Origin of the sequence: Thalassolituus sp. UBA6592 (assembly GCF_002433655.1) — a bacterium.
Lineage (GTDB): Bacteria > Pseudomonadota > Gammaproteobacteria > Pseudomonadales > Oceanobacteraceae > Venatoribacter.
In genome coordinates, this window is the sequence record NZ_DJIO01000078.1 from 1 (window position 1) to 11,129 (window position 11,129).

Annotated in this window: 10 protein-coding genes; 6 read left to right on the forward strand and 4 right to left on the reverse strand. The window is 54.1% G+C overall.

Features of this window, described 5'->3' with window-relative positions:
* The first annotated feature begins 287 nt into the window (after positions 1–287).
* Positions 288–986 carry a DUF3592 domain-containing protein gene (locus B2Z72_RS07805; RefSeq protein WP_296982886.1) on the forward strand — a complete coding sequence of 233 codons (699 nt, stop codon included), beginning with the start codon at positions 288–290 and terminating at the stop codon, positions 984–986.
* 150 nt (positions 987–1,136) lie between these two features.
* Here B2Z72_RS07805 and rsmI read toward each other — a convergent pair whose 3' ends face one another.
* Positions 1,137–1,997, reverse strand: a complete 861-nt coding sequence (gene rsmI, locus B2Z72_RS07810) for a 16S rRNA (cytidine(1402)-2'-O)-methyltransferase (protein ID WP_296982887.1) — start codon at positions 1,995–1,997, stop codon at positions 1,137–1,139.
* Between rsmI and B2Z72_RS07815 the strand changes: the two genes are divergently transcribed.
* Both B2Z72_RS07815 and B2Z72_RS07820 read left to right on the forward strand, forming a co-directional pair.
* Positions 1,996–3,807, forward strand: a complete 1,812-nt coding sequence (locus B2Z72_RS07815; RefSeq protein WP_296982888.1) for a penicillin-binding protein activator — start codon at positions 1,996–1,998, stop codon at positions 3,805–3,807. The two genes, rsmI and B2Z72_RS07815, sit on opposite strands and share 2 nt — an antisense overlap.
* A 53-nt stretch (positions 3,808–3,860) precedes the next feature.
* The gene (locus B2Z72_RS07820) at positions 3,861–4,271 is read left to right on the forward strand and encodes a YraN family protein (RefSeq protein WP_296982889.1); all 411 of its coding nucleotides are present in this window, start codon (positions 3,861–3,863) and stop codon (positions 4,269–4,271) included.
* A 79-nt stretch (positions 4,272–4,350) separates the two neighbouring features.
* Here the strand turns inward: B2Z72_RS07820 and B2Z72_RS07825 are convergent, their stop codons facing one another.
* Complete coding sequence (locus B2Z72_RS07825; protein WP_296982890.1) at positions 4,351–6,480, reverse strand: TonB-dependent receptor; 2,130 nt, start codon at positions 6,478–6,480, stop codon at positions 4,351–4,353.
* 108 nt (positions 6,481–6,588) lie between these two features.
* On the opposite strand from B2Z72_RS07825, the gene B2Z72_RS07830 reads away from it, so the two are divergent.
* The 3 genes from B2Z72_RS07830 to B2Z72_RS07840 all read left to right on the forward strand — a co-directional run bounded on the left by B2Z72_RS07830 (position 6,589) and on the right by B2Z72_RS07840 (position 8,799).
* Positions 6,589–7,092, forward strand: coding sequence for a BlaI/MecI/CopY family transcriptional regulator (locus tag B2Z72_RS07830; RefSeq protein ID WP_296982891.1), 504 nt, complete (start codon positions 6,589–6,591; stop codon positions 7,090–7,092).
* 6 nt (positions 7,093–7,098) lie between these two features.
* A complete protein-coding gene (locus B2Z72_RS07835; protein ID WP_296982892.1) occupies positions 7,099–8,145 on the forward strand; it encodes a M56 family metallopeptidase in 1,047 nt (348 codons plus the stop codon).
* Positions 8,146–8,211: 66 nt separating this feature from the next.
* Positions 8,212–8,799 (forward strand): phosphoheptose isomerase, encoded by a 588-nt coding sequence (locus B2Z72_RS07840; protein ID WP_296982901.1) that lies wholly within the window; start codon positions 8,212–8,214, stop codon positions 8,797–8,799.
* Positions 8,800–8,877: 78 nt separating this feature from the next.
* Here the strand turns inward: B2Z72_RS07840 and B2Z72_RS07845 are convergent, their stop codons facing one another.
* Complete coding sequence (locus B2Z72_RS07845; protein WP_296982893.1) at positions 8,878–10,167, reverse strand: NAD(P)/FAD-dependent oxidoreductase; 1,290 nt, start codon at positions 10,165–10,167, stop codon at positions 8,878–8,880.
* Positions 10,168–10,383: 216 nt separating this feature from the next.
* The gene (locus B2Z72_RS07850) at positions 10,384–11,127 is read right to left on the reverse strand and encodes a HesA/MoeB/ThiF family protein (RefSeq protein ID WP_297004498.1); all 744 of its coding nucleotides are present in this window, start codon (positions 11,125–11,127) and stop codon (positions 10,384–10,386) included.
* Between the last annotated feature and the right edge of the window lie 2 nt (positions 11,128–11,129).

The following is an 11,129-nucleotide window of genomic DNA, read 5'->3' on the forward strand; positions in this document are numbered from 1 at the left end:
CCCCCAGGCGTTACCTGGCACCCTGCCCTATGAAGCCCGGACTTTCCTCCCCCTGCTTGCGCAGGCAGCGACTGTCTGGTCGACTCGGCGCGCATTCTAACGGAACTGCCGTCCGCTGTCTTGTTGAATGTCGGATGTTCTTTATAGGCGGATTATGTCTTACCTGCCGGTCACTGCTGTCAGCAAATCCCATTTTTGTGAACTGTTGCGGTGGGCAAATACAGCGTCAGGGATTACATTAAGCCCCTGCCGTGATGGCAGTAATGGATTAATTCTAAGGACAGATTATGAAAGCATTCAAAATCGCATTCAGCGCGGTCGGCATTTTTATGTTGTTTGCCTGTGTGTACAGCAGTATCAGCACCTATCAGTTTATTCAGCAGTCAGCGACCACCACCGGCGAAGTTCTGAAGATCGACAGTTACGTCGCCACCTCCGATGGCAGCTCACATTATATGTACCGCCCGATCGTCGGATTTATAGCCAATGGCCAGGGTTATTCGTTCGTCTCTTCCATGTCCTCCAGCTCCCCCGCCTATTCGGTTGGCGAGCGGGTCGAGGTTATTTATGACCCGGAAAATCCCGGCCGGAGTGGCCAGATCAAAGGCTTCTTTAGCCAGTGGATATTTTCAATTATCAGTGCATTGATGGGCATAGCCTTCTCGGCGGTCGGTTTAGGCATGACCTGGTATAGCATTGCCAACCGACGTAAAGCAGAACAGCTGATGCGGGAAGGTCAGCCGGTGCTGGCCAAAATCGAATCCATTGGCCATAACACCCGTTTCAGCTTTAATGGCCGCAATCCTTATCAGATTACTGCCCAGTGGCAGAATCCACAAACCTCGCAGATCCATATTTTTAAAAGCGACAATATCTGGTTTGATCCGAGCGCTTATATCGACGGTGATGATGTGCCGGTGTTAATCGATAAAAACAACCCGAAACGCTATCACGTGGATCTTTCTTTCCTGCCGAAAACAGCCTGATTTAACGCCAGACCAGCAGCTGCAAAGGTTGCTGGTCTGGCTCAATATAAATCTCTGAATAAGCACACAGGTCTGACGGCGCAATCCCTTGCTGCGGATGTTTTATCCGCTGGCTTTCCTATGCCCTTACGCCCTTAAGCCCTCAGGCCCTTACGCCTTACCCTGAATCTCCAGCGCCTTCTGGTACAGCGCTTTCTTATTCTCACCACTCAGTTCAGCCACAATGGCCGCGGCCTTTTTCGGTGGCAGTTCCACCAGCAGCAGACGGAACAGTTTATCCATATCCACTTCGCTGGCCGGTGCCGGGTCGGGGTTACCGGCAATCATCACCACAAATTCACCTTTCTGCTGATCATCGTCGGCACTGATCTGTTCGATAATCTGCGGCAAAGTGCCCGGGTAGAAGGTCTCGAAGGTTTTGGTCAGTTCACGGGCGACACAGGCCGGGCGTTCCGGTCCGAACACTTCGGCCATGATCTGCAGGGTTTCGATGATGCGGTGTTTGGCTTCGTAATACACCAGTGTGCGCGGCTCCTGCGCCTGGGCTTCGAGCTTTTCGCGCTTGCCGCCGGCTTTGTGTGGCAGGAACCCTTCAAAGGTGAAGCGGTCTGTAGGCAGGCCTGCAGCACTGAGAGCGGTGATAATAGCGCTGACACCGGGAACCGGGCTGACGTTCAGACCTTCGCTGCGCAGTGCCTGGACCAGCGGAAAGCCGGGATCTGAGATCAGCGGCGTGCCGGCATCCGATACCAGCGCCATGGTCTGACCCTGGCGCAGATGGTGGATCACCTGTTCTGTGCGCTCTCTCTCATTATGCTCATGAACTGACAGCAGCGGCTTACGGATACCCAGGTGCTGAAGTAATTTCTGGGTATGTCTGGTATCCTCGCAGGCAATCACATCAACACTGGCCAACACCTGTTTCGCTCGTTCGGTGAGGTCAGACAAATTACCAATGGGTGTCGCCACGATATACAGCGTGCCGGCCTGTAGTCTGGAAGCAGAAGTCATGCGGGGAAAATTACCTGAACCCTGGTTAAGAGGAAAACTGCGCGGAATCTGCCTGTTGCTGAGTGCCGCGGCCATCGGTCTGAGTGGCTGTTCCACCACCCCTCAACAGGGTATGGGCAGTGCCGGAGAACTGGCCGTATCGCAGGGCAATGCTGAAATATTTCAGCAGATCCGCAACGCGCTTGATGCCGGCGAGTTTGGCAATGCCGGCCTGCAATTGCAACTCCTGAGTGAACAGGATCTGCAGGGGGCCGATCTGGTGGAGTTCAATCTTCAGGCTGCGCGCCTGCATATTCTGCTGAAACAACCGGAAATGGCCGAGCCTTATTTCGACCGTTTAAGCGAGCTGTCCGGCTCTGCCACCGCGGCCCAAGAAATCCGCATCAGTCTGCTGCGTGCCAGCTGGTATGAAAGCAAAGGCGAATATCTGTCTGCCGCCCGTGAGCGCGACTTTCTCTCTGGTGGTCTCGACGGCGAACAGTACGACGATAACCATAATCTGATCTGGCAGGATCTGATGAACATGAACGAGCTGGAACTGCTGGAGTGGGCGGAAAAAATGCCCGACAGCCAGTTTGGTGGCTGGCTCGAACTGGCGTCGATTTCGCGCAATCCGCGTCTGACACTGGATGAACATCTGGCGGCAGTAAAAACCTGGCAGCAACAGAATCCATCTCACCCGGCAGCACAGAAGCTGCCAGGCGGCCTGGCATTACTGGAAGAGCTGGCTCAGACCCGTCCAAGTAATGTTGCCCTTCTGCTGCCGTTAACCGGCCCGCTGGCAAAAACCGGTGAAGCCATCCGCGATGGTTTTATGGCGGCTTATTATGAGTCGGTGAAAAAAGGCTTCGCCACGCCGGAGGTAAACATCTACGACAGCCAGTTTTATTCTGATCCACAGATTGCTTATGTGCAGGCGCAGTTAGACGGTGCACAGTGGATGGTTGGCCCGGTGAACAAGCTGCAGGTAAATAATCTGCAGTCCCAGACCAGTCTGCCGATGCCGACGCTGGCGCTTAATTACGGCGACCGCTCAGATACCGAAGCAACGCCGGACAACCTCTATCAGTTTGGTCTGGCGGCAGAAGATGAAGCTGAACAGATTGCCGAACAGGCCTGGAACGATGGCCGACGCCGGGCACTGGTGATGGTGCCACGCGGTGGCTGGGGCGAGCGCATTTTTGAAGCTTTCCGCACCCGCTGGCTGGAGCTGGGCGGTGAAATCGGTGAAACCCGTTTTTATCCGAATGTCAGCGATTACAATCCGGAAATCAAAGCCCTGCTGAACGTCGATGACAGTCAGCAGCGCTACAAAACCATGCGCAGTCTGCTGCGTGAGAGTACCGAATTTGAACCGCGCCGCCGTGAAGACGCCGACTGGGTCTTTCTGGTTGCACTGCCACAGCAGGGTCGTATGATCAAACCGGCGCTGGCGTTTAACTTCGCCAACGATCTGCCGGTGTATGCGACATCGCATGTTTTTTCCGGTGTGGTTAACAGCCAGAAAGACCGTGATTTAAACGGTGTGCGTTTCTGTGACGTGCCATGGCTGCTGGAAAGCAGTGAACTGCACGACAGCGTAGAGAGCGCGGTACCGGATGGCATGGGCGGTTATGCCCGACTGTATGCCATGGGGGTTGATTCCTTCCGTCTGTTGGCCCGTATCCGCCAGCTGGAAGTGTTCCCCTATGCACGCATGTTCGGCAGTACCGGTGCACTGACGCTGGATGATCAGCGCCGTATTCACCGTCGTACCGAATGCACTATGTTCCGCAGTGGTCAGCCTGCGCAACTGGCAGAAACCCACTGATAAACAGCACTTAATACAAGCAGTACCTATCTAATTCGACTGGCAGGGACGCCATGAATATCAGCAAAAAAATCAAAGAGCTGTTCAACAGCTCTTCCGCCTCAGCAGCAAAAACTTCCAGCCGCCATTTTGGCCATGACATTGAGTTACAGGCCGAATCCTTTCTCGCCCGTCAGGGGCTGAAACCCGTGTGCCGCAATTATACTCTGCGCAGTGGCGAAATTGATCTCATCATGCGCGACGGTGACGTATTGGTTTTTATTGAAGTGCGTTACCGCAAAGACATCAGCCACGGCAGCGGTGCAGAGAGCATTACCCCAGCCAAACAACAGAAACTGATCAAAACTGCAGAGCACTATCTGCAACAGGAATACGGCAGCCGGGTACCGGATTGCCGTTTTGACGTGATTTCAGCCAGCGGCGAACCTGTGATGTTCGACTGGCTGAAAAATGTGTTTGGCTGACAAATAATTTGACTGAAAAATGTATTTGGCTGAGGAGCGTGAGAGGCTGAGCAACCCCCAGCCTCACATGGTTATCCGCTCAGAATTTATAACCGGCGGAAAAACGCAGCGTACGCGGTTCCATCACATGATAATGCACATCTTCCACGGCTGAGGTTTCTGCCGCCAGCTGCGACTCATAGAAGTAGTCGATGTCATGATCGTCGCTGTCGAACAGGTTCAGCACATCAGCACTGAAGACCCAGTCCCGGGTTTCGTAGGCGGCTTTCATATTCACCACGGTGGTTGCCCCGGATGTCACAGAGCCATCCTCAGTAAGCGGCCGCTCACCGAAGTAACGCACGCGCACACTGCCGTACCAACCGCCAGCAAACTGTGCACTCACGCCGGCCTGAGCAACGTGCTCAATGGCACCGGGAATGTCGTTCCCTTCCGACGCATGATCTTTAAACTCAGCATCGGTCCAGGCGTATTCCAGATCCAGTGTCAGACTGTCGGTCATGCGGTAATAACCGGTGAATTCAACCCCCTGACGACGGGAAGCACGGCTGGCTTCGGTGTTACCGGCATCGCCAACAAACAAGAGTTCACTGTCGAGATCCAGCTGCCACAACGCCAGCGAGGCATTCAGGCGCTGATTCCAGAAACCGCGCAAACCAATTTCATAGCCCATGGAATCCACCAACGGATCAACCCGCTCAACAGCACTGCCGTCACCCGGATCAACGCGAATGGTCGTGCCGCGGGCATCGTTAGAGTGCAGCCCCTGACCGGCAGAAACATAGGTTTCCCACTCAGAGGAAAGCGCATAAATCAGACTGCCTTTCAGCGCGATATTATCATCACTGGCATTGCCGCTGTTTGGCGTCAGATCGACACCGTTGCTGTTAACAGCGGTGCGGGTATCCACGTCAAAGTCGTAGTAGTCGTAACGCAGACCAATGACACTGCGCAGTTTATCGCTCCAGTAGAGTGTGTTCTCAGCAAACACCCCTGTGCTCAGCTCACCCACTTCATCACTGCGTACCGTGCCCAGCCGCTGACGATTCTGAGTGTGATACAGACCCACTTCGCTGATATCGTCATAGCGCAGATCGGCACCGATACGGTTACTCATGGCCAGACCTGCAAGTTCAGTGTGCCACACATAACTGGCCTGGCCGCCGTAAATCCAGCGTTCATCCACCTGCTCAAACTGATCGCCGTTCACAGGATCATCGAGGTAATAAGTAAAGTTGGACCAGAGCTTCATGTCGTAGCGGATGGCATAGGCTGACAGCTGCAGGCCGTCTTTGTGCCACGCGGTGCTCAGACTGTAACGGCTGCTTTTACCGCCGACACTGTCATCCAGCGAGCCCAGCTCATCGATCAGGCCGCTGTTCACAGCGCGCTCAGGAATCTGATCGGCGCTGTTCCAGCTGTTGTCGTAACCCATAAAGGTCAGCGACCAGTCTCCACCGCCAAGCTTGCGGCTGTGCTTTAACAACAGACTGGTTTTATCCAGATCTTCGTCGATATCACGCCATGGGCCGTCGTAGGTATTGCGTTCCACCGCGTACAGCCAGTCGCCGCCGGCAGCCTGCACACTGTCCATAGCCAGTGCGCGATAATAATTGTCCTGCCCGGCAGTCAGTTGCAGAAGACCATGGTCCAGCTGGCTGGCCGTGTTCAGGCTGGCACTGCCGGCGCCGGAAAAATCGCCCACATCAGCGTAGTAACTGCCCTTTTGATAGGCGATGGATTCAATTGCTTCGGGAATAATAAAGTTAAGATCGGTATAGCCCTGACCGTGGCCATGGGTACGCATATTGACCGGCATACCGTCGACAAAAGTGGCGAAGTCTGTGCCGTGATCCAGATTAAAACCGCGCAGAAAATACTGGTTGGCCTTGCCGGTGCCGCTGTGTTGGGTGACCACCATGCCCGGCACCATTTCCAGTACTTCGCCGGTGCGCAGCAACGGACGCAACGCAATTTCCTGCTGTGAAACATAGCCCTGAGATGCTGAACTGGCTTCGCCAATCAATGCTCCGCGACCATTAACCACCTGAGAAGAAAGCTGCGCAGGCGTCTGCTGGTTTTCTGACTGGGCTTCCGACTGGGCTTCCGACTGAGTCTCTGCTGCAATCTGAGATGGGGCAGCCTGGGCTAAAGCCGGAACGGCCAATGCCGGGACTGCGCACATCACTCCGGCAAAGATGGGTTTCATATCTTGCTCCGTTTCATTTAATGATAATATCCACAGGATATAAGCGGAGCCCAACACCGATAACCTGTCGGTTTTCCCACTTGCTGACAATAAACACCTGAACACGCAATGAAACCAACGACTGAACTCAAGCGCTGGCTCGGCATTGGCCGCAAACGTAACCGCACACCGGAACTGGGTCAGCGCGAACTGGCGCTGATGGAAATCCTGTGGAAGCATGGCAGCCTGTCTGCCCGTGCCGTGCAGCAGCAGCTGGCCGGTGACATCACGCTGAGCACAGTGCAAAGCACACTGGAGCGCCTGCACCGCAAAGAATTACTGCAACGCCATAAACAGGGCCGTGCGTTTGTTTACACCGCAGCAACCAGCAAAAGCGGCATTATCAGCAGTTTATTGCACGATATTGCCGACGATCTCGGCGACGGTGATATGAATGTGATGGTTTCCGGGTTTATGGATTACCTCGGCAGTGCCGATGCCGGAATACAGCAGCAACTCACTGATACCATCGCTGGCGCCCGGCAAAGTAACGTTAACAGCGCAGGCGAACAACCACAGACCAGTCATCCCAAACCCTGTCGCCCCAAAACCTGTCACCACAGGGATGACTGAACTCTGATGAGTGAATTCAGCGACATCATCATCAGCGGCGTTGTGGTTTTGCTGTTGTCTTCAGCATTGTCCTCTGTATTTTCTTCGCTGCTCAGCAGACTGTGTTTTTCCCGGCCGGTGAACACTCAATCGCAAACATCGCAGGCACCATTATCCGCAACAGCGCAAACCCGGCTGCTGACCTTATGGGCGCTGCTACCCTGGCTGACCGTGCTGTGGGTGACGATTTTTCTGGTACACCCGGGACTGGCCGGCTTTCTTTTTCACGATCATTGTCATGGCGATGTCTGTGGCCCGCATATTCCGGATGTTGGCCACGCCTCGCTCAGCGCCGGTGTTATTGCCACACTGATTACCTTTGCGATTGCTGCTCTGCTGTTTGCCACTGTCCGCCGCCTGCAGAAAAATCATCAGCGCCTGCAGACCATCCGCCAGCTGAGCAAAGAAGACAGCCTTAATCAGGTACAGTTAATTGATTCACCGTTATTGCTGGCCTGGTGCGTGGGTCTGTGGCGTCCACAGGTATTTATCTCGCGGGGTCTGACAGAAACCCTGAACGATGAGGAACTGCAGCTGGTGCTGTTGCACGAATTCAGCCATGCCATGCACCGCGACAATCTGAATAAACTCCTGCTCAGAACGGCCACCGTGCTGTGGCTGCCACCTGCCCGCCGCCGTTTACTGCAACGATTTGCCGCGGCCTGTGAGTTGCGCAGTGACCTCGCAGTGATTAAGCAGGGTTTCAGCCGTGCGGATATTCAGCGGGTGTTGGGCAAACTGCAGTCCCCCTGCCAGCCCGGTGATTCAGCTGACGCACAGAGCAATGACCGGCATCAGCGCAGCGACATGGCTGCGACTGTTAACATACGCCAAACAGCAACGGATACAGCCACTGATACAACAACCCACTCAGCAACCGGCATAACTGACGACACTGACGTGCAGACTGACTTTCCTGTTGCTGCATTTATCGCCAGCCTGTTGCTGCTGGCGAGCCAGATCGCATTTTTCAGTTATTTTGCTCATCCGGTTCTGGATATGCTGTTTCTGTGAGAATAAATGTTATTTGGCATTGTCTGACAGCTTGATTATGATGCGTCCTGCAATTGAAGGAGCCTTATTGTGCAAGACAGAATTATCGGCCATTTTGGCGCCAGTATTGAGACCAAAACCCTGGCCGCAGAACAACTGCCTCCGTATATCGAGCAGGCCGGGCAGGTTATGGTTAACGCTCTGCTGAGCGGCGGTAAAATCCTGAGTTGTGGTAACGGTGGTTCCGCCGGTGATGCCCAGCACTTTTCGTCAGAGCTGCTGAACCGCTTTGAGCGTGAGCGTCCGGGCCTGCCTGCCATGGCACTGACCACAGATGCTTCGACCGTGACTTCGATTGCCAACGATTACAGCTATAACGAGATTTTCTCCAAGCAGATTCTGGCGTTAGGCAATGCCGGTGATGTGTTACTGGCGATTTCCACCAGCGGTAATTCTGCCAACGTGATTCAGGCCATTCAGGCAGCTCACGAACGTGATATGACCGTGGTTGCTCTGTCCGGTAAAGACGGTGGCCATATGGGCTCCCTGCTGACCCGTGACGATGTCGAAATCCGCGTACCAAGCAATGTGACTGCGCGCATTCAGGAAGTTCACCTGCTGGCCATTCACTGTCTGTGCGATATGATCGACTGCTCGCTCTTCGGCGAAGAGTAGCCTCAGTAACGCTACTGCAGACAGATATAAAAAAACCGGCAACTGCCGGTTTTTTTATATCTGAAAGAATCCGGTCAATTAATGACCGCCATCGTCTTTCAGACGATTAATACCCAGCGCTTTCAGCGTGTATTTTTCATACACAGGCTCACTGGAGCCGGTTTTCATCTTACGCATAAAGTATTTTTCAAAGGCGATTTTAGCCAGATGCACCCACTTACCTTTCTTAAACCAGGTCACGTTGCGGGGTGGAATCTGCGGAATCGCTACGAACGCTGCACCGGTATTACCCATGTCGGCCAGACAGATAGCGCTCCAGGTACCACGGTGGTTGGCTTCGCCTTTGCCATCCAGATCCGCTGACAGGTTGTGGGCAATGGCAGTCATCATGGATTCGATCATATAACCGGTTTTTGGTGTGCCGAGCGGTACCGGTGTTTCTTCAATCGGTGGAATCGCTACACACACGCCGGCAGAGAAAATATTTTTAAAGGTTGGGTTACGCTGATATTCGTCGATGATGACGAAGCCTTTCGGATTCACCAGACCTTCGACCCCAGCCACCGGATCAACACCGGCAAACGGCGGCAGCATCATGGAATGCTTAAACGGCAGCTCGTGTTGTTTTTTCAGACTGCCGTCGTCGTTCACTTCATCCACATACATCATGCCATCTTCAATTCTGGTCACTTTAGCGTTGGTGATCCATTTGATATGACGGTTACGCAGTTCGGATTCCATCATGGATTTGGAATCACCCACACCGCCCAGACCCAGATGGCCGATATAAGGCTCACTGGTGACATAGGTCATCGGCACGCGGTCACGGACTTTTTTCTTGCACAGTTCACGGTCGAGAATAAAAGCGTATTCATAGGCCGGACCAAAACAGGAAGCGCCCGGTAGCGCACCAACAATCGCCGGGCCGGGTTCATCGATCAGGGCTTTAACGTTGTCATAGCAGGTTTCAGAGTGATCCAGCGTACACACCGACTGAGTAAAACCACCGTGCGGGCCAGCGCCTTCCACGGCGGCAAAGTTCAGCTTAGGTCCGGTACAGATAACCAGATAGTCGTAATCTTCGACGTCACCGTTGGCCAGGGTAATTTTATTGGCGTTGGCATCAATGCTCACTGCTGCCGAAGCAATAAATTCGATCCCCTTCTTTTCCAGGTATGGGCGGATCTGAAAACTGACTTCCGGACGCTCACGCCAGCCCACCGCAATCCAGGGGTTAGACGGAACAAACTGGAAGTCTTCTTTGTCGTTAATCACCGTCACCTGATGCTCTTTGCTCAGGATTTCGCGGATTTCATACGCGCCTGCCATGCCGCCGGTACCGGCGCCAAGAACGATTACTCTGGCCATAACTGCCCCTTATTGTTGTGCTCTGTTGTTTTAGGTGTAGCAGGTAAAAGAGCAAAGGAAATGCCAAATATAACTGAATAGGCATAAAGTTTTAGATGCAGATGCAACCTGCTGATTTCTGGCAGTTTTTGCGGCAGGACCACACAGGCCAATGGGAATTACAGGCATTCACAGCAAACAACCTGACACTGAGCTGTCAGAACTGTGACAGATATGTCAGTCGTTGCCCGCCTGTGTAGCAGAGCCTGACACAGAGCCACACGCAGGACATTGAGGGCGCTTTTTAATCGCCCAGCGGCGCCAGTCGGACGCCAGCGCATCAAAGGTCAGTAATGTCTGATTCAACGAGCGGCCACTGCCCGCCAGCCATTTCAGTGCCTCAAGGGCCTGCATACTGCCCATAACACCGACCAAAGGAGAGAGCACACCGCTCTCGGCGCAGCTGAGCTGATCGTCACTGAGCTGCGGATAGAGACAGGCGTAACAGGGGGAGTCGCTGTCTGCCGGATTAAACAGGGTAATCTGACCGGAAACACCAACAGCTGCGGCAGAAATCCACGGCACACCAGCCTGCAGGCAGACCCGGTTCAGGGCATAACGCACGGCGGCGTTGTCAGTACAGTCGATTACCAGGTTAATGTTTTCCGCAGACAGCTGCTCACGAAACCATTCATCGTCCGCCCTGACCTGCAGCGCGTTCACATGGACCTCCGGGTTGAGCGCCGCCACAGATTCCAGCGCCGACTGTACTTTGCTTTTGCCAACATCGGCGCTGCTGTGTAATGGCTGGCGCTGCAAATTGGAAAGCTCCACCAGGTCATCATCCACCAGCGTCAGCTTACCCACGCCGGAGGCAGCCAGATACTGCACCACCGGACTGCCAAGACCGCCAAGACCGACGACCAGTACATGAGCGGCCAACAGTTTTTCCTGACCGTCGATATCCATCTGCGGCAGCATAA

Coding starts and splice junctions, on each gene's coding strand:
- B2Z72_RS07805 (WP_296982886.1), top strand. CDS start 288: ATGAAAGCATTCAAAATCGCATTCAGCGCGGTCGGCATTTTTATGTTG.
- B2Z72_RS07820 (WP_296982889.1), top strand. CDS start 3,861: ATGAATATCAGCAAAAAAATCAAAGAGCTGTTCAACAGCTCTTCCGCC.
- B2Z72_RS07835 (WP_296982892.1), top strand. CDS start 7,099: ATGAGTGAATTCAGCGACATCATCATCAGCGGCGTTGTGGTTTTGCTG.
- B2Z72_RS07815 (WP_296982888.1), top strand. CDS start 1,996: ATGCGGGGAAAATTACCTGAACCCTGGTTAAGAGGAAAACTGCGCGGA.
- rsmI (WP_296982887.1), bottom strand. CDS start 1,997: ATGACTTCTGCTTCCAGACTACAGGCCGGCACGCTGTATATCGTGGCG.
- B2Z72_RS07850 (WP_297004498.1), bottom strand. CDS start 11,127: ATGCTGCCGCAGATGGATATCGACGGTCAGGAAAAACTGTTGGCCGCT.
- B2Z72_RS07830 (WP_296982891.1), top strand. CDS start 6,589: ATGAAACCAACGACTGAACTCAAGCGCTGGCTCGGCATTGGCCGCAAA.
- B2Z72_RS07845 (WP_296982893.1), bottom strand. CDS start 10,167: ATGGCCAGAGTAATCGTTCTTGGCGCCGGTACCGGCGGCATGGCAGGC.
- B2Z72_RS07825 (WP_296982890.1), bottom strand. CDS start 6,480: ATGAAACCCATCTTTGCCGGAGTGATGTGCGCAGTCCCGGCATTGGCC.